Here is a 16,881-nt window from a genome sequence, read left to right as displayed (position 1 = left end):
ATGGCCCTAAAGGTGGGTATTCCGCCGCCAGATTTCGAGTAGGCCGCGGATGGTCAGGTCCGGATCGAACCGGTCGATTGATTGTGTAGAGCCCTCAAAGAGGGAGGCGACGCCGCCGGTGCCGACAACCGTCATGGGCTTGCCCCACTCGGCCTTGATGCGGTCCACCAGCCCTTCGATCAGGGCGATATAGCCCCAGAAGACGCCGGATTGCATGGAGGTGACGGTGTCGCGCCCGATGACGACCTCGGGGCGTTGAATGGCGATACGCGGCAGCTTAGCCGCCGCTTCATGCAGGGCTTGCAGCGACAGGTTGATGCCCGGCGCGATCAGTCCGCCCTCGAAGGCGCCCTGCCCCCGCTCGGCGCCGCCCGACACCACGTCAAAAGTCGTGGCCGTGCCGCTGTCGATCAGCAGCAGGTCGCCCTCATAGACCTGCAGCGCGCCGATGGCGTTGACCAGACGGTCGGCCCCGGCCTCGCTGGGCTTGGGGATGCGAACCTCGATGCCGAGGTTGACGTTCTCGCCGATCACCAGGGGTTCGACGTGGATATAGCGCCGCGCCAGGTTGCGCAGGTTAAAGATCGACTGCGGCACCACGCTGGAGATGATGCAGCCGTCGAGATCCTTCATGCTGAGGCCAGAGCTCAGCTTGGCCCCGCCCATCTCGAACAACTGGTGCAGCCAGACGGCGTATTCGTCGGCCGTGCGCATGGCGTCGGTCGCAGTGCGCCACTGGGCGATCCACTCCGTGCCGTCGTGGACGGCGAACAGGGTGTTGGTGTTGCCTTGCTCGATCGCCAGCAGCATCAGGCGGCCTCTCCGAAAAAGACGTCGCCGGCCGAGATCACGCGCAGCGATCCGTCCGACAGTTTCAGACGCAGCGATCCGTCAGCCTCGACCCCGTCGGCCGTGCCGGTCAGGGTCTCGTTCGTCAGCCGCGCCGTGCAGGATCCATATAGACCGGGAGTTCGCGCGATCCAGGCGTCGAGAACGGGCTGGAAGCCGAACGTCATCCAGCGATCCAGCCAGACGCCGAAGGTTTCGGCCAGGGCCTTGGCCGCCTCATCGACGGACGGGGCGGCGGCGACGCCCTGGCCAAGGTGTTCCGCGATGCAGGTGGCGGGCCGTTCGGTGTCGCCGGGCGTCTGGCTCAGGTTCACGCCTATCCCGACCGCCAGCCACATGCCGCCTGACGGGGCCGGGCCGGACTCGATGAGGATGCCCGAGGTCTTGCGACCGTCCAGCAGCACGTCATTGGGCCATTTGATCGTGACCAGGGCCGGCGGGACGTAACGATCCAGCAGGTCCGCCACCGCCAGCGAGGCGGCGAAGGTCAGTTGCGCCGCTTCGGCGGGCGATTTCTGCGTCAGCAACAGCAGCGAGGTGAAGAGATTGCCGCTGTCGCTGCCCCACTGGCGTCCGCGACGGCCACGGCCAGCCGTCTGCCGCCGCGCCGCGATCCACAGCGGTCCGACCTCGCCCGCCTCGGCGCGGCGTCGCGCCTCGGCGTTGGTGGAGTCGGTTTCGTCGAGGATCAGGACCGGGGCCGTCAAGCGCCCTTACCCGACGCCGACGCCCGAGGCGGCGGCGCGGGTCAGCGGCTCCAGCCACGTCAGGGCGACAATCACCAGCGGGAAGCAGAAGGCGGCGGCCGCAAGCGCGATCCACTTGGCTTCCAGCGGCGACCTGTCGGTGGCGACCTCGGTTTCGGCGGCATCGAACCACATCACCTTGATGATGCGCAGGTAGTAGAAGCCGGCCACGACCGAGGCGACCAGACCGGCGGCGCCGGCCATCCAGTAGCCCGCGTCGGCGGCGGCGCCGAAGACGAAGAACTTGCCCCAGAAACCCGACATCGGCGGAATGCCGACAGCCGACAGCGACAGGATGGTCAGGGCGACCGCCAGCAGCGGACGATCCTTCTTCAGCCCGGCCAGGTCGGAAATCTTGCGGATCGGACGACCATTGCGGCTCAGCGACAGCAGGACGGCGAAGAAGCCGAACTGGTCGATGGCGTACAGGGTCATGAACATCAGCGTGGCCTGAACGCCGGCTTCAGTGCCCGCCGCCACGCCGAGCAGGGCGTAGCCGATGTTGATGATCGAGGAATAGGCCAGCAGGCGCTGGATGTCCTTCTGCATCAGACCGCCGAACGAACCGACGGCGAAGCTGATCAGCGAGATCAGGATGATGACCTGCGCCCATTGACCGTGGGCGACGCCGAAGCCTTCGACCAGGACGCGGATGATCAGGACCATGGCGGCGATCTTGGGAGCCGTGGCGAACAGGGCCACGACCGGGGTCGGGGCGCCTTCATAGACGTCGGGCGTCCACATGTGGAACGGCGCGGCCGAAACCTTGAACGCCAGACCGCAGATCAGGAAGACCAGTCCGAAGATCAGGCCCGGGCCGGGGTTGGCGGTGGCGAAGGCGGCGATGTCGACGAAGCGCATCGAACCGGCGAAGCCGTAGATCAGGCTGGCGCCGTAGAGCAGTAGACCCGACGACAGGGCGCCCAGGACGAAATACTTCAGGCCCGCTTCCGAGGCCTTCAGGTTGTCGCGGTGATAGGCGGCCAGGACGTACAGCGCCAGCGAGTGCATCTCGATGCCGATGTAGAGCGAGATCAGGTCGCCCGACGAGGCCATCATCGACATGCCGACCGAGGCCAGCACGATCAGGACGGGGTACTCGAACTTGGCGATGCCGTTGCGGTGAATCCAGCCGTCGCCGAGGACGATGGCGACCGCCGCCGACAGGAAGATGGCGACCTTGCCGTAGACGGCCAGCGGATCAGCCACATAGGCGCCGTTGAAGGCCGTGCCCAGCGGGCCGATTGCGGCCAAGACCGAGGCGGCGGCCAGCAGCAGGATCGACAGGCCCGAGATCAGGCGCGTCGACTTTTCGCCGGTGAAGGCGCCGAGCATGAGCAGCACCAGCCCGCCGACCGCAAGGGTCAGTTCCGGGGCGGCGAGTTGAAGGGCGGAAGACAGATCAGTCATTATGCTCTCACCCGCCAATGGCTGCGCGATAGGCGGTCGTCAGGGCCTCAACGGTCGGCCCGGTGTAGTCGAGGACGGCGTTGGGATAGAGACCCAGCCAGATGGTGCCGACGATCAGCGGCACGAAGATCAGCAGCTCGCGCTTGTCGATGTCCGTGATGGTCTGCAGCGCCGGGTTCTTGATCTCGCCGTACATAACATTGCGGAACAGCGTCAGGGCGTAAACCGCCGAGAAGATGACGCCCGAGGCCGCGACCAGGGCCGTCCAGGTCGAGACCTGATAGGCGCCGGTCATCGTCAGCACTTCGCCGATGAAGCCCGAGGTGCCCGGCAGGCCGACGTTGGCCATGGTGAACATCAAGAAGATGGCGGCGTACCAGGGCATGCGCGCGGTCAGGCCGCCGTAGAAGGCGATCTCACGCGTGTGCATCCGGTCATAGACCACGCCGACGCAGAGGAAGAGCGCGCCCGAGATCAGGCCGTGGCTCAGCATCTGGAAGACCGCGCCCTGAACGCCCGTGTCGTTGCCCGCGAAGATGCCCATGGTCACGAAGCCCATGTGGGCGACCGACGAATAGGCGATCAGCTTCTTGATGTCGGTCTGACGGAAGGCGACCAGCGACGTATAGACCACGGCGATCACCGACAGGGTGAAGACCAGGGGCGTGAACATCTGCGACGCCTGCGGGAACATCGGCAGGTTGAACAGGATGAAGCCGTAGCCGCCCAGCTTCAGCAGGATGCCGGCAAGGATGACCGAACCGGCCGTAGGGGCCTGAACGTGGGCGTCGGGCAGCCAGGTGTGGACAGGCCACATCGGCATCTTGACCGCGAACGAGGCGAAGAAGGCCAGCCACAGGATCGGTTGAACCGCCGGATCGAAGGCGTACTGCTTCAGCTCGGGAATGCTGGTGGTGCCCGTCTCATGGGCCATCCACAGCATGGCCAGCAGCATCAGCACCGACCCCAGCAGGGTGTAGAGGAAGAACTTGTACGAGGCGTAGATGCGGTTCGCCCCGCCCCAGATGCCGATGATCAGGAACATCGGCACCAGGGTGCCTTCGAAGAAGATGTAGAAGAGGAACAGGTCCAGAGACGTGAAGACGCCGATGACCAGGGTCTCCAGCACCAGGAAGGCAATCATGTATTCGACGACGCGCGTCTCGATCGACTTCCAGCTGGCCACGATGCAGATCGGCATCAGGAAGGCGGTCAGCAGGACGAACAGGATCGAGATCCCGTCCACGCCCAGGTGATAACCGGCGCCGGCGAACCAGGCGTAGTTTTCAACGAACTGATAGGCCGGGTTCGACGGATCGAACTGGGCCACCAGCAGGACGGACACAGCCAGCACCACCAGGGTGGTGCCCAGGGCGATCCAGCGCGCGGCCGGAGCCGCGGCGTCCTGGCCGCCCTTGTTCATCATGCCAGCCAAAAGCAGCAGGCCGGCGCCGACCAGCGGCAGGAAGGTGACGATGCTCAGAATGTGAGGCACGAGGCTCAGGCTCCCCACGTGAAGATGGCGAAGGCAAGGAACGCAGCCACGCCGATCAGCATCACGAATGCATAGAAGTAGACGAAACCGGACTGGAAGCGCGACAGCCAGCCAGCCGATTTCAGCGAAGCCCAGGCGGCGCCGTTGGGGCCGAGGCCGTCGATGATCTTCACGTCGCCGATCTTCCAGAAGAAGTCGCCGAGCGCCTTGGCGCCCTTCACGAAGACGGCGTCATACAGCTCATCGAAGAACCACTTGTTGTAGAGGAAGGTCCACAGCGGACCCTTGCGGTCGGCCCACTGCTTGGCGACGCCTTCCTTGAGGACGTAGATCCAGAAGGCGGCGAAGGTGCCGAGCAGGGTCACGACCAGCGGCGACCACTTCACCCAGGTCGGGACGTTGTGGCTCTCGTGCAGGACGTGGTTGTTGCTGCCGACGAAGATGGCGCCACGCCAGAACTCGGCCTCATGATGACCGATGAAGTGCGGGGCGAAGATCATGCCCGCGAACACGGCGCCGATCGACAGAACCAGCAGCGGCACCACCATGGGCAGCGGGCTCTCATGCGGCGACAGCGGACCATGGTGATGGTCGTCGTGCGCGTGATCGTCATGAGCGTCATGGCTGGCCAGCGGTTCAGCGTGCGTCTCCAGCTGGGCGTGCGACGCGTGGTCGTCGGCGGCGTGATGGCCGTCGTCCTTCCACTTGGCCGTGCCGTGGAAGGTCATGAAGACCAGGCGCCACGAATAGTAGGCCGTCAGCAGGGCCGCCGAGATGCCGATGACGAAGGCGAACATGCCCGCAGCCGAGTGGCCGCTCGTCGCCGCCGCATAGGCGCTCTCGATGATGGAGTCCTTGGAATAGAAGCCGGCGAAGCCGCCGACGCCGGGCAGACCCAGGCCGGTGATGGCGATGGTGCCGATCATCATGACCGCATAGGTCACGGGCAGCAGCTTCCACAGGCCGCCCATCTTCCGCATGTCCTGTTCGTGGTGCATGCCGTGGATCACGGAACCGGCGCCCAGGAAGAGCAGGGCCTTGAAGAAGGCGTGCGTGAACAGGTGGAACATGGCGGGCTGATAGGCGCCCACGCCCGCAGCGAAGAACATGTAGCCCAGCTGCGAACAGGTCGAATAGGCGATCACGCGCTTGATGTCGTTCTGCATCATGCCGACGGTCGCGGCGAAGATGGCAGTGATGCCGCCGATGATGGCGATGAACAGGGACGCCGTCGGGGCGTGCTCATACAGCGGCGACAGTAGGCAGACCATATAGACGCCGGCGGTGACCATGGTGGCCGCGTGGATCAGGGCCGACACGGGCGTCGGGCCTTCCATGGCGTCCGGCAGCCAGGTGTGCAGGAAGAACTGGGCCGACTTGCCCATGGCGCCGATGAAGAGCAGCAGACCCGCCAGATCCAGCGCCGACCAGGTGTAGCCCAGGAACTCCCACCCAGTGCCGACCTTGCCGGCGATCTGCGGGAACAGCTCGGCGAACTGGATCGTGCCGAACATCCAGAAGATGGTCATCATGCCGAGCAGGAAGCCGAAGTCGCCGACACGGTTGACCACGAAGGCCTTGATGGCGGCGGCCGAGGCGGTGTCCTTCTTGTACCAGAAGCCGATCAGCAGATAGGAGGCCAGACCCACGCCTTCCCAGCCGAAGAACATCTGCAGGAAGTCGGCAGCCGTCACCAGCGCCAGCATCATGAAGGTGAACAGCGACAGGTAGGCGAAGAAGCGAGGACGGCTGTCGTCCTCGGCCATGTAGCCCCAGGAATAGAGGTGAACCAGCGACGATACCGTCGTCACCACGATCAGCATGGTGGCCGACATGGCGTCCACGCGGATCGACCAGTTCGACTGGAAGTCGCCGACGTGGATGAAGGGCGCGATGTGGACGGTGAAGGCTTCGAGCCCGCCCCAGGTCCACTGGCTGAACACGATCCAGGAGATCGCGCACGAGAAGAACAGCAGGCCGGTCGTGACCGACTGCGAGACGATGTTCCCGATCCTGCGACCGAAGAAGCCGGCGATCATGGCCCCCAGAAGGGGAGCAAAGACGCCGAGAGTGACGAGAGTCTGGATAGTCACGGTTCCGATCAGCCCTTCATCACGGAGGCGTCGTCAACCGCGATGTCGCCGCGGTTACGGAAGAAGGTGACGAGGATCGCCAGGCCGACGGCGGCTTCAGCCGCGGCGACGGTCAGGACGAACATGGCCATCAGCTGACCCGACACGTCGTTGAGATAGGTCGAGAAGGCGACGAAGTTGATGTTCACCGCGAGCAGGATCAGCTCGACCGACATCAGGATGATGATGACGTTCTTGCGGTTCACGAAGATGCCGAACACCCCGATGGTGAACAGCATGGCGGCGACCGCCAGATAGTGCTGGAGCGAGATGTCCATCACAGAAGCTCCTCGGGGGTGACGCCCTGGCCGGTAGAAACCGACTTGACCTCGACGGCCTTGGCGCGTTCGCGGTTGGCCTGCACGGCCAGGTCCTGGCGACGCACGCCGGGGCGGTGACGCAGGGTCAGGACGATGGCGCCGATCATGGCGATCAGCAGCACAATGCCCGCAGCCTGGAAGAAGTAGACGTAGTCCGTGTAGAGCACGCGGCCGATCGCCTCGATGTTGGTGGCGTCAGCCGTAGCGACGACCGGGCCGATCGCGGCCTTGGCCGCCCCGCCCTGCACCACAGTGATCGACACCATGATCATCTCGGCCAGCAGGACGCCGGCGACGATCCCCGCCAGCGGCAGGTAGCGGGCGTAGCCTTCGCGGAGGCGGACGAAGTCGACGTCCAGCATCATGACCACGAACAGGAACAGCACCGCGACGGCGCCGACGTAGACGACCACCAGCAGCATGGCCAGGAACTCTGCGCCCAGCAGGACGAAGAGGCCGGCGGCCGAGAAGAAGCTGAGGATCAGCCACAGGACGGAGTGCACGGGATTGCGCGCGGTCACGACCAAAAGGCCCGAAACCACGGCGACCGTCGCCAGAAGATAAAACGCTATGCCTTGCAGCATGGGTGGGACAAAGCCCCCTTCAAAATCTTGCGCTGCGATCCCATGGCGGAATCGCGGCTCGGTTTAGCGATACGGAGCGTCGAGTTCCAGATTCTTCGCGATCAGCCGTTCCCAGCGGTCGCCATTGTCCAGCAGTCGGGCCTTGTCATAGAGCAGTTCTTCGCGCGTCTCGGTGGCGAACTCGCTGTTCGGTCCCTCGACGATGGCGTCCACCGGGCAGGCCTCCTGGCACAGGCCGCAGTAGATGCACTTGACCATGTCGATGTCGTAGCGCGTCGTGCGGCGGCTGCCGTCGGCGCGCGGTTCGGCCTCGATGGTGATGGCTTGCGCTGGGCAGATGGCCTCGCACAGCTTGCAGGCGATGCAGCGTTCTTCGCCGTTCGGATAGCGGCGCAGCGCGTGTTCGCCGCGGAAGCGCGGCGACTGCGGGTTGCGCTCGAACGGATAGTTCACCGTCGCCTTCGGCTTCATCATGTACTTCATCGACAGGCCGACGGCGCCGAACACGTCGGTCAGCATCGCGCCCTTGGCCGCCTGAACGATACGGGTCAGCATTACGATTTCACTCCGGCGCAGTCGCGTTCATAGCGCGCGCTTTCCTTGTCGAGGGTTGCGCAGATGCGCGTGCGTTCAGCGTCTTCACGCTGAATACGCTCCACCTTGCGTTCCCATTGATAGACCGAGACGGGATCGGCCTCATACGAGGCGCAGCCACCGAGAACGAGCAGCAAGGGCAGGATCATGAGGGCGCGGGCCATCAGTTCACCTGCCGTTTGCAGGCGTCGCGATCGAAGCGCGGATCATCGCGCGACAGCCGCTGGCAATAGGCGCGCTTGTCCGCATCCTCGCGGCGTTCGCGCTCGACACGCTCCAGCCGCGCGGCTGCGCTCTCGGGTGCAGCGGGGTCCATCGGCTTGAAGGTGCAGGCCGACAGGCCGACGACGAGAGCCATCGCAAGCAATGATGTGGCGCGAACGCCCATCACGCACCCACCGCGAAGACGCGCCAGGCCGCGACAGCCACCACGGCGATCAGCGACGTCGGCAGGAAGATCTTCCAGCCCAGGCGCATCAGCTGGTCATAGCGGTAGCGCGGCACGAAGGCCTTGGTCAGGGCGATCATGAAGAACCAGAAGACGATCTTGGTCGCCAGAACCAGGAAGTAGAACAGGTTGGCCAGGAAGGTCGGCCAGCTGTCGAGGAAGTCGGTCGGGAAGCCCGGGTTCCAGCCGCCGCAGAACAGCAGGCTGATCATGGCGCACATGAAGACGATGTTGGCGTACTCGCCGATCATGAACAGCAGGTAGGGGGTCGACGAATATTCGACCTGATAACCGGCCACCAGTTCCGACTCCGCCTCGGGAAGGTCGAAGGGAGGGCGGTTGGTCTCGGCCAGGGCCGAGATGAAGAAGACCACGGTCATCGGGATCATGACCACGATGGTCGGCAGGGTGTCGAGGCCGCCGCCGAACATGTTCCAGTTCCAGATCCACCCGGTCTGCTGGGTGACGATCTCGGTCAGGTTCATCGTCCCGGCCAGCAGGATGACGTTGATGATGACCAGGCCCATCGAGACCTCATAGGACACCATCTGCGCCGCCGAACGCAGCGAACCCAGGAACGGGTACTTCGAGTTCGAAGCCCAGCCGCCCATGATGATGCCGTACACGCCCAGCGAGCTGATCGCGAGGATGTAGAGGATGCCGACGTTCAGGTCCGAGATGACCCAGCCCGGCGCGAACGGGATCACCGCCCAGGCGATGAAGGCCAGGATGAAGGTGATCAGAGGCGCGGCCAGGAAGACGACCTTGTCGGACCCCGACGGGACGACGATTTCCTTGAGCACGAACTTGAAGAAGTCGGCGAAGGACTGCAGCAGGCCGAACGGGCCGACCACGTTGGGGCCTTTGCGCATCTGCACGCCGGCCCAGATCTTGCGGTCCGCCAGCAGCAGGAAGGCCAGCGAGATCAGAATCCCGACCGTGACGATCAGGATGCCGCCGAGGGTGGCGAGGGTCCAGCCGAGGGGGGTGGCCCAGAAGGAGGTCGCAGCGTCCATGATTTACTCCGCCGCCAGAACGACCGGGGCAGTCCGCTCGGCGGACAGCTCGGCCATGGTTTCGCTGGCGCGCGCGATCGGGTTGGTCAGGTAGGGATCGACGATGGTCGAGACGAAGGCGACGTCGCCCAGATCGCCCTTGGCGCCCAGGGCCGCCACATCAAACGACGCCGCCGGGGCCAGATAGTCGATACGGCCAAAGGTCGGATGGTCGCCCATCAGCTTGGCGCGCAGCTGCTCCAGGGTGTCGAACGGCAGCTTCTGGCCGACCCGTTCCGACAGGGCGCGGATGATGGCCCAGTCTTCCTTGGCCTCGCCCTTGGGGAAGACCACGCGTTCGGCCATCTGCACCCGGCCCTCGGTGTTCACATAGATGCCCGACTTCTCGGTATAGGCGGCGCCCGGCAGGATGACGTCGGCGCCGTGTGCGCCGCGGTCGCCGTGCGAGCCCAGATAGACGCGGAAGGCGTCCGAGGCCGAAGCGTTGACCTCGTCGGCGCCCAGAAGGAACAGCACGTCCAGAGCGCCCGGCTTCAGCATGCCGGCCACGTCCAGACCGCCCTCGGCGGGGACAAAGCCCATGTCCAGACCGCCGACGCGGGCGGCTGCGGTGTGCAGGACATTGAAGCCGTTCCAGCCGTCCTTGACCACGCCGACCTTCTTGGCCAGCGCGCCCAGGGCGTTCAGCACAGCCGCGCCGGTGTCGTCGATCAGGGCGCCCGCGCCGACGATGATCGCCGGGCGTTCAGCCTTGGTCAGGAAGTCGACAGCGGCCTTGGGCAGCTTGCCCAGGGTCTTCGAACCGGCGCCCAGGTAGTTGTAGTCATAGGTCAGGTCGACCTGTTCGCCGATGACGCCGATCTCGGCGGCGCCCTTCAGCCAGGCCTTGCGGATGCGGGCGTTGAGCAGAGGCGCCTCGGTGCGAGGATTGGCGCCCACGATCAGGATGGCGTCTGCGTTTTCAATGCCTTGCAGGCCGGAGTTGAACAGCCAGCCCTCGCGAGCCCCCTGCCCGATCGCGGCGCCGTCCTGACGGCAGTCGGTGTTCGCCGAGCCGAGGGCGCGGAACAGGTCCAGCGTCGCCTTCATCGACTCGGCGTCCTGAAGGTCGCCGGCGATGACGCCGATGCGGTCAGCCGAAGCCGCCTTGATCTTGGAGGCGACGGCGTTCAGCGCCTCGTCCCACGAGGCGACACGCAGCTTGCCGTTCTCTCGGACATAGGGCTTGTCCAGACGCTGACGGGCCAGGCCGTCGACGGCGTAGCGGCTCTTGTCCGACAGCCACTCTTCGTTGATGCCCTCGTTCACGCGCGGCAGAACGCGCATGACCTCGGCGCCGCGCGCGTCGGCGCGGATGTTCGAGCCCAGGGCGTCCATGACGTCGATGGTCTCGGTCTTCTTCAGTTCCCACGGACGATAGTGGTACTGCCACGGGCGGTGCGTCAGGGCGCCCACCGGGCACAGGTCGTTGACGTTGCCCGACAGTTCGCTGTCGATGTTCTTTTCCAGATAGGTCGTGATCTCGGCGCCCTCGCCGCGCGAGATCATGCCGATGTCCGGCACGCCGGCCACTTCGGTGATGAAGCGAACGCAACGCGTGCACTGGATGCAGCGCGTCATGAACGTCTTGACCGTCGGGCCCATGTTCTTTTCTTCGACCGCGCGCTTGTTCTCGCCATAGCGCGAACCGTCACGGCCATAGCCGACAGCCTGATCCTGAAGATCGCACTCGCCGCCCTGGTCGCAGATCGGGCAGTCCAGCGGGTGGTTGATGAGCAGGAACTCCATCACCCCTTCGCGGGCCTTCTTGACCATCGGCGTGTCGGTGAAGATCTCTTGACCTTCGGCGGCCGGCAGGGCGCACGAAGCCTGCGGCTTCGGCGGTCCGGGCTTCACCTCGACCAGGCACATCCGGCAGTTGCCGGCGATGGACAGGCGCTCGTGGTAGCAGAAACGCGGGATCTCGTGACCGGCGCGCTCGGCGACCTGCAGCACGGTCATGCCGGGTTCGAACTCGGTTTCAACGCCGTTGACCTTGGCGATAGGCATTACGATTACTCCGCCGCGATCGCATGGCCGGCGAAGTTCGCGCGGCGGCTGCGGTAGGTGTTGATGCGGTCTTCGATCTCGTGACGGAAGTGCCGGATCAGGCCCTGAACGGGCCAGGCGGCGGCGTCGCCGAGGGCGCAGATGGTGTGGCCTTCGACCTGACCAGCCACGTCGAGCAGCAGGTCGATTTCCGACGGATCGGCGTCGCCGACAGCCATGCGTTCCAGCACGCGCCACATCCAGCCCGTGCCTTCACGGCACGGCGTGCACTGGCCGCAGCTCTCGTGCTTGAAGAAGTAGCTGATGCGGGCGATCGCCTTAACGATGTCGGTCGACTCGTCCATCACGGTGACGCCGGCGGTGCCAAGCGACGAGCGCATTTCGCGCATGGAGTCGAAGTCCATCAGCACGGTTTCAGCCTGTTCGCGCGTGATGACCGGGCAGGAGGCGCCGCCGGGGATGATGGCTTTCAGATTGCCCCAACCGCCGCGCACGCCGCCGCCGTGATCCTCGATCAGCTGACGCAGCGGGATCGACATGGCTTCTTCGACGACGCAGGGCGTGTTCACGTGGCCCGACAGGGACATCAGCTTGGTGCCCGTGTTGTTCGGGCGACCGAAGCTGGCGAACCAGTCCGCGCCACGGCGCAGGATGGTGCCGACCACGGCGATCGATTCCACGTTGTTCACGGTCGTCGGGCAGCCGTAGAGGCCGGCGCCGGCCGGGAACGGCGGCTTCAGGCGCGGCTGGCCCTTCTTGCCTTCCAGGCTTTCCAGCAGAGCGGTCTCTTCGCCGCAGATGTAGGCCCCGGCGCCGTGGTGGATATAGACGTGGAAGTCCCATCCGTGGACGTTGTTGTCGCCGATCAGCCTGGCCTCATAGGCCTGCTTGACCGCGGCTTCCATGCGCTCGCGCTCCAGCACGTATTCGCCGCGCAGGTAGATGTAGCAGGCGTGGGCCTTCATGGCGAAGGAGGCGATCAGGGCGCCTTCGATCAGCAGGTGCGGATCATGACGCATGATCTCGCGGTCCTTGCAGGTCGCGGGCTCGGACTCGTCGGCGTTGATGACCAGGTAGTGAGGGCGATCCTTCACTTCCTTGGGCATGAAGGACCACTTCAGGCCGGTCGAGAAACCGGCGCCGCCGCGTCCGCGCAGGCCCGAGTTCTTGACGTTGGTGATGATCCAGTCGCCGCCAAGGTCCAGCATGTCCTTGGTGGCGTTCCACGCCCCACGCGCCTTCGCGCCCTCCAGGCCCCAGTCATGGAAGCCGTAGAGGTTGGTGAAGATGCGATCCTTGTCTTCGAGGATTCCGACCATGAGCCCTTAAAGTCCTTCCGCCAGACGGCGCTTGTGGTGGCGGGTGCGCATGAAAATAGCCGTAACGACCAGCGCCCAGCCGGCGGCCAGCAGGCCATAGGCGACGATCAGCAGGTCTTCCGACAGCCACTTGCCGTCCTTGACCGCCAGCACCATGCCCGCGGCGACGAGGATCAAGGCCAGCCCGCCCCAACGCAGGGGCCAGCCGACGCGACGCAGCTCGGCCCGGTAGGCCGCCCTGCCCTCATCGCCGTCGAGGTTCGGTCTCGTCATCAGGCCGGCGCCTTCTCAGCCGCCGGCTGGGAGTTCGGCAGCGACTTGATCTTCTTGGCCCGCGAACCGTCGTACAGCGTCGGGTCCGTCAGGACCCGGGCGCCGCCCTCGGGCTCGGAGGTGTGACGACCGACGCGCGAACCCGGATTCGGCGACTGGCCGGCGGCGAAGTCGTCGATGATCTGGGCCATCGTCTCGGGCGTCAGGTCTTCGTAATAGTAGTCGTTGATCTGGGCCATCGGCGCGTTCGAGCAGGCGCCCAGGCACTCGACTTCCTGCCAGGTGAAGCGACCGTCGGCGGACAGGACGTCCTTGTCGCCGATCTTCTCCTTGCAGACGCGCATCAGCTCATTGGCGCCGCGCAGCATGCAGGGCGTGGTGCCGCAGACCTGGATCAGCGCGGTCTTACCGACCGGCTCCAGCTGGAACATGGTGTAGAAGGTCGCGACCTCCAGCACACGAATATAGGCCATGCCCAGCAGCTCGCCGATGGCGCGGATGGCGGGCTCCGAGACCCAGCCTTCCTGCTTCTGGACCAGCCACAGAATCGAGATCACCGCCGACTGGCGACGCGATTCCGGGTACTTCTTGATCCACCACTCGGCTTTGGCCTTCGTGTCCTCTGAAAAGGCGAAGGTTTCAGGCTGTTCCTTGGCGAGGCGACGAACGCTCATCGGTCCACTTCTCCGAACACCATGTCGAGCGAGCCGAGGATGGCCGACACGTCCGCCAGCATGTGGCCCGTGTTCATCCAGTCCATCGCCTGCAGGTGGCGGAACCCAGGGGCCGACAGCTTGACGCGGTAGGGTTTGTTGGTGCCGTCCGACACCAGATAGACGCCGAACTCGCCCTTGGGCGCTTCGACAGCCGCATAGACCTCGCCTTCCGGCGTCTTGAAGCCCTCGGTGTAGAGCTTGAAGTGGTGGATCAGCGCTTCCATCGAACGCTTCATCTCACCGCGGCGCGGCGGGGTGATCTTGTTGTTTTCGGCCAGGACCGGCTCGCCGGGGCAGTTGCGCAGCTTGTGGATGCACTGCTCCATGATGCGGATCGACTGCTTCATCTCTTCGATGCGGCAGAGGTAACGATCCCAGCAGTCGCCGTTCTTGCCGACAGCGATGTCGAACTCGAGGTCGGCGTAGCAGTCGTAGGGCTGCGCCTTGCGCAGGTCCCAGGCGATGTCCGAGCCGCGCAGCATGACGCCCGAGAAGCCCCAGGCCAGAGCCTGCTCCTTGGACACGACGCCGATGTCGACGTTGCGCTGCTTGAAGATGCGGTTCTCAGTGACCAGGCTCTCGATGTCCGCCAGCTTGGCCGGGAACTCTGCGCACCAGCGGCCGATGTCGTCGATCAGTTCCGGCGTCAGGTCCTGATGGACGCCGCCGGGACGGAAGTAGTTAGCGTGCAGACGGGCGCCGCAGGCGCGCTCGTAGAAGACCATCAGCTTCTCGCGCTCTTCGTGGCCCCACAGCGGCGGGGTCAGGGCGCCCACGTCCATGGCCTGCATGGTCGTGTTCAGCAGGTGGTTCAGGATGCGGCCGATTTCCGAATACAGGACCCGGATCAGTTGGCCGCGATACGGCACGTCCAGTTCCAGCAGGCGCTCGATGGCCAGGCAGAAGGCGTGCTCCTGGTTCATCGGCGAGACGTAGTCCAGCCGGTCCAGGTAGGGAATGTTCTGAAGATAGGTGCGCGCCTCCATCAGCTTCTCGGTGCCGCGATGCAGCAGGCCGATATGCGGATCGACGCGAGTCACCAGCTCGCCGTCCAGCTCCAGCACCAGACGCAGGACGCCGTGCGCAGCCGGGTGCTGCGGGCCGAAGTTGATGGTGAACTTGCGGTCGTCCATCGCCCGCGCGTGCGGGGTCAGGCCGTCTTCATAGTCCTCGAACGGATCGATCGCCTTGGGGGCGGCCGTCGCCGGAGTGTTATTGCCGTCAGCCATTACTTGGCTCCCGCCTTCTCGTCGCCCGGCAGGACCGGGGCCGGGTACTCAGCGCCTTCCCACGGAGAGAGGAAGTCGAAGTTGCGATATTCCTGGGCCAGCTTCACCGGCTCATAGACCACGCGCTTCTGCTCTTCGTCGTAGCGGACCTCGACATAGCCCGTCATCGGGAAGTCCTTGCGCAGCGGGTGCCCCTCGAAACCATAGTCCGTCAGGATGCGGCGCATGTCGGGGTGATCGGAGAAGATCATGCCGTACATGTCGAAGGCTTCGCGCTCGAACCAGCCGGCCGACGGATAGACCGACGACACGCTGGGGACAGGGGCGACTTCATCGGTCGACACCTTGACGCGAACGCGCGCGGCGCGCGTCAGCGACAGCAGATGATAGACCACCTCGAACCGCTCGGCGCGGTCAGGATAGTCGGCGCCGCAGGCGTCCATCAGCTGCTGGAAGCCGAATTGATCGCGCAGGGCCGTCATGACCGCGACGATGTTCTCGCGCGGGGCGATCAGGGTCAGCTCGCCATAGGCGACGACGGCCTCGACACCGAGAGCCGCGACCATTTCGGTCCCCAGCGGGGTCAGGGCGGATTCGCGCTCCGCGACGCGCACCAGTTCGCTCATCGCTCGATCGTCCCCGTGCGACGGATCTTCTTCTGCAGTTGCAGGATGCCGTACAGCAGCGCCTCAGCCGTCGGCGGGCACCCCGGGACATAGACGTCCACCGGCACCACGCGGTCGCAACCGCGCACGACGCTGTAGCTGTAGTGATAATAGCCGCCGCCGTTGGCGCAGCTGCCCATCGAGATGACGTAGCGCGGTTCCGGCATCTGGTCGTAGACCTTGCGCAGGGCCGGAGCCATCTTGTTGGTCAGGGTGCCGGCGACGATCATCAGGTCCGACTGGCGCGGCGAACCGCGCGGGGCCGTACCGAAGCGTTCCAGGTCGAAACGCGGCATCGACAGGTGGATCATCTCCACGGCGCAGCAGGCCAGGCCGAACGACATCCACATCAACGAACCCGTGCGGGCCCAGTTGATGACGTCGTCCAGCGAGGTCGTCAGGAAGCCCTGCTCGCCGAGCTCGGTGTTCACCTGCTCGAAGAACTTGTCGTGGATCTTGGGGTCGTAACCTTCCACGGTCGAGCGCGCAGCCGAGCCGGCGGGGACCAGGGGCGACGCCAAGGGCGACGAAGGCGCAACTATTGCCATTCCAGCGCTCCCTTTTTCCATTCGTAGATAAAGCCGACCGTCAGCACGCCGAGGAAGATCATCATCGACCAGAAGGCGAAGATCATGCCGCCGTGCGACAGGTCGAACATCGACACCGCCCACGGGAACAGGAAGGCCACTTCCAGGTCGAAGATGATGAAGAGGATCGACACCAGATAGAACCGGACGTCGAACTTCATGCGTGCGTCGTCAAAGGCGTTGAAGCCGCACTCATAGGCCGACAGCTTCTCGGTGTCGGGGTTTTTCGGCGCCAGAGCCCAGGCGGCCAGCATGAAGCCGAGGCCCAGGACGGCGGCGATCGCCAGGAAAACGACGATCGGGAGGTATTCCAGAAGAAATGCGTTCATTCGAGCTGCCTCGCCCGCCGAGGGAGGGGGCGGATTCGGGGCTTCTTAGACCCAACCTCGCCGGGGTTCAAACCCATGTCGGCAAAGGTTTTTGTGTTGCGAGCGGTTCGCAACATTGCG

19 protein-coding genes are annotated in these 16,881 nt (G+C 65.0%); all 19 read right to left on the bottom strand.

Annotation, left to right across the window (positions count from 1 at the left end; translation table 11 throughout):
* Positions 1–6: 6 nt before the first annotated feature.
* Positions 7–813, bottom strand: a complete 807-nt coding sequence (locus HX774_RS11390) for a type III pantothenate kinase (protein ID WP_178826935.1) — start codon at positions 811–813, stop codon at positions 7–9.
* Positions 810–1,556 (bottom strand): biotin--[acetyl-CoA-carboxylase] ligase, encoded by a 747-nt coding sequence (locus tag HX774_RS11385; RefSeq protein WP_178826879.1) that lies wholly within the window; start codon positions 1,554–1,556, stop codon positions 810–812. Before HX774_RS11385 ends, HX774_RS11390 begins: the two co-directional genes overlap by 4 nt.
* 6 nt (positions 1,557–1,562) lie before the next feature.
* Positions 1,563–3,005 carry an NADH-quinone oxidoreductase subunit NuoN gene (gene nuoN / locus HX774_RS11380; RefSeq protein ID WP_178826877.1) on the bottom strand — a complete coding sequence of 481 codons (1,443 nt, stop codon included), beginning with the start codon at positions 3,003–3,005 and terminating at the stop codon, positions 1,563–1,565.
* A 7-nt stretch (positions 3,006–3,012) separates the two neighbouring features.
* Positions 3,013–4,500: an NADH-quinone oxidoreductase subunit M gene (locus HX774_RS11375; protein ID WP_114816350.1), complete on the bottom strand. Its 1,488-nt coding sequence runs from the start codon at positions 4,498–4,500 to the stop codon at positions 3,013–3,015.
* Between the two features lie 5 nt (positions 4,501–4,505).
* Entirely contained in the window at positions 4,506–6,587 is a 2,082-nt protein-coding gene (nuoL, locus tag HX774_RS11370; RefSeq protein ID WP_178826933.1) for an NADH-quinone oxidoreductase subunit L, read from the bottom strand.
* Positions 6,588–6,601: 14 nt separating this feature from the next.
* Positions 6,602–6,910, bottom strand: coding sequence for an NADH-quinone oxidoreductase subunit NuoK (gene nuoK / locus HX774_RS11365; RefSeq protein WP_105563431.1), 309 nt, complete (start codon positions 6,908–6,910; stop codon positions 6,602–6,604).
* A complete protein-coding gene (locus HX774_RS11360) occupies positions 6,910–7,536 on the bottom strand; it encodes an NADH-quinone oxidoreductase subunit J (protein ID WP_114816312.1) in 627 nt (208 codons plus the stop codon). The genes nuoK and HX774_RS11360 overlap by 1 nt, the downstream gene beginning before the upstream one ends.
* Positions 7,537–7,599: 63 nt before the next feature.
* Positions 7,600–8,091, bottom strand: a complete 492-nt coding sequence (gene nuoI, locus HX774_RS11355; protein ID WP_040345161.1) for an NADH-quinone oxidoreductase subunit NuoI — start codon at positions 8,089–8,091, stop codon at positions 7,600–7,602.
* Entirely contained in the window at positions 8,091–8,294 is a 204-nt protein-coding gene (locus HX774_RS11350) for a hypothetical protein (RefSeq protein ID WP_178826876.1), read from the bottom strand. Before HX774_RS11350 ends, nuoI begins: the two co-directional genes overlap by 1 nt.
* Positions 8,294–8,488: a hypothetical protein gene (locus tag HX774_RS11345; protein ID WP_178826874.1), complete on the bottom strand. Its 195-nt coding sequence runs from the start codon at positions 8,486–8,488 to the stop codon at positions 8,294–8,296. Before HX774_RS11345 ends, HX774_RS11350 begins: the two co-directional genes overlap by 1 nt.
* A gap of 29 nt (positions 8,489–8,517) precedes the next feature.
* Positions 8,518–9,594 carry an NADH-quinone oxidoreductase subunit NuoH gene (nuoH, locus tag HX774_RS11340; RefSeq protein ID WP_178826871.1) on the bottom strand — a complete coding sequence of 359 codons (1,077 nt, stop codon included), beginning with the start codon at positions 9,592–9,594 and terminating at the stop codon, positions 8,518–8,520.
* A gap of 3 nt (positions 9,595–9,597) precedes the next feature.
* Complete coding sequence (nuoG, locus tag HX774_RS11335) at positions 9,598–11,643, bottom strand: NADH-quinone oxidoreductase subunit NuoG (RefSeq protein WP_178826869.1); 2,046 nt, start codon at positions 11,641–11,643, stop codon at positions 9,598–9,600.
* 5 nt (positions 11,644–11,648) lie between these two features.
* Entirely contained in the window at positions 11,649–12,962 is a 1,314-nt protein-coding gene (gene nuoF, locus HX774_RS11330; RefSeq protein ID WP_114816317.1) for an NADH-quinone oxidoreductase subunit NuoF, read from the bottom strand.
* A 6-nt stretch (positions 12,963–12,968) separates the two neighbouring features.
* Positions 12,969–13,235 carry a hypothetical protein gene (locus HX774_RS11325; protein WP_178826867.1) on the bottom strand — a complete coding sequence of 89 codons (267 nt, stop codon included), beginning with the start codon at positions 13,233–13,235 and terminating at the stop codon, positions 12,969–12,971.
* On the bottom strand, positions 13,235–13,909 hold the full coding sequence (gene nuoE, locus HX774_RS11320; RefSeq protein WP_178826865.1) for an NADH-quinone oxidoreductase subunit NuoE: 675 nt from the start codon (positions 13,907–13,909) through the stop codon (positions 13,235–13,237). The genes HX774_RS11325 and nuoE overlap by 1 nt, the downstream gene beginning before the upstream one ends.
* Complete coding sequence (locus HX774_RS11315; protein ID WP_245945082.1) at positions 13,906–15,084, bottom strand: NADH-quinone oxidoreductase subunit D; 1,179 nt, start codon at positions 15,082–15,084, stop codon at positions 13,906–13,908. The genes nuoE and HX774_RS11315 overlap by 4 nt, the downstream gene beginning before the upstream one ends.
* Positions 15,085–15,179: 95 nt before the next feature.
* The gene (locus HX774_RS11310) at positions 15,180–15,806 is read right to left on the bottom strand and encodes an NADH-quinone oxidoreductase subunit C (protein ID WP_114816321.1); all 627 of its coding nucleotides are present in this window, start codon (positions 15,804–15,806) and stop codon (positions 15,180–15,182) included.
* A complete protein-coding gene (locus HX774_RS11305; protein ID WP_370523489.1) occupies positions 15,803–16,393 on the bottom strand; it encodes an NADH-quinone oxidoreductase subunit B family protein in 591 nt (196 codons plus the stop codon). Before HX774_RS11305 ends, HX774_RS11310 begins: the two co-directional genes overlap by 4 nt.
* A complete protein-coding gene (locus tag HX774_RS11300; RefSeq protein WP_114816323.1) occupies positions 16,384–16,761 on the bottom strand; it encodes an NADH-quinone oxidoreductase subunit A in 378 nt (125 codons plus the stop codon). The genes HX774_RS11305 and HX774_RS11300 overlap by 10 nt, the downstream gene beginning before the upstream one ends.
* Between the last annotated feature and the right edge of the window lie 120 nt (positions 16,762–16,881).

Source organism: Brevundimonas sp. P7753, assembly GCF_013386595.1.
Classification (GTDB): Bacteria; Pseudomonadota; Alphaproteobacteria; order Caulobacterales; family Caulobacteraceae; genus Brevundimonas; species Brevundimonas bullata.
This window is presented reverse-complemented; position numbering and strand designations above follow the sequence as displayed.

What these genes read in the sequence shown, in the direction of transcription:
- HX774_RS11300 (WP_114816323.1), bottom strand. Translation starts at nt 16,761, where the DNA reads ATGAACGCATTTCTTCTGGAATACCTCCCGATCGTCGTTTTCCTGGCG.
- nuoI (WP_040345161.1), bottom strand. Translation starts at nt 8,091, where the DNA reads ATGCTGACCCGTATCGTTCAGGCGGCCAAGGGCGCGATGCTGACCGAC.
- nuoN (WP_178826877.1), bottom strand. Translation starts at nt 3,005, where the DNA reads ATGACTGATCTGTCTTCCGCCCTTCAACTCGCCGCCCCGGAACTGACC.
- HX774_RS11360 (WP_114816312.1), bottom strand. Translation starts at nt 7,536, where the DNA reads ATGCTGCAAGGCATAGCGTTTTATCTTCTGGCGACGGTCGCCGTGGTT.
- nuoF (WP_114816317.1), bottom strand. Translation starts at nt 12,962, where the DNA reads ATGGTCGGAATCCTCGAAGACAAGGATCGCATCTTCACCAACCTCTAC.
- nuoH (WP_178826871.1), bottom strand. Translation starts at nt 9,594, where the DNA reads ATGGACGCTGCGACCTCCTTCTGGGCCACCCCCCTCGGCTGGACCCTC.
- nuoK (WP_105563431.1), bottom strand. Translation starts at nt 6,910, where the DNA reads ATGGACATCTCGCTCCAGCACTATCTGGCGGTCGCCGCCATGCTGTTC.
- HX774_RS11350 (WP_178826876.1), bottom strand. Translation starts at nt 8,294, where the DNA reads ATGGCCCGCGCCCTCATGATCCTGCCCTTGCTGCTCGTTCTCGGTGGC.
- HX774_RS11345 (WP_178826874.1), bottom strand. Translation starts at nt 8,488, where the DNA reads ATGGCTCTCGTCGTCGGCCTGTCGGCCTGCACCTTCAAGCCGATGGAC.
- HX774_RS11315 (WP_245945082.1), bottom strand. Translation starts at nt 15,084, where the DNA reads ATGGACGACCGCAAGTTCACCATCAACTTCGGCCCGCAGCACCCGGCT.
- HX774_RS11325 (WP_178826867.1), bottom strand. Translation starts at nt 13,235, where the DNA reads ATGACGAGACCGAACCTCGACGGCGATGAGGGCAGGGCGGCCTACCGG.
- HX774_RS11305 (WP_370523489.1), bottom strand. Translation starts at nt 16,393, where the DNA reads ATGGCAATAGTTGCGCCTTCGTCGCCCTTGGCGTCGCCCCTGGTCCCC.
- nuoE (WP_178826865.1), bottom strand. Translation starts at nt 13,909, where the DNA reads ATGAGCGTTCGTCGCCTCGCCAAGGAACAGCCTGAAACCTTCGCCTTT.
- HX774_RS11310 (WP_114816321.1), bottom strand. Translation starts at nt 15,806, where the DNA reads ATGAGCGAACTGGTGCGCGTCGCGGAGCGCGAATCCGCCCTGACCCCG.
- nuoG (WP_178826869.1), bottom strand. Translation starts at nt 11,643, where the DNA reads ATGCCTATCGCCAAGGTCAACGGCGTTGAAACCGAGTTCGAACCCGGC.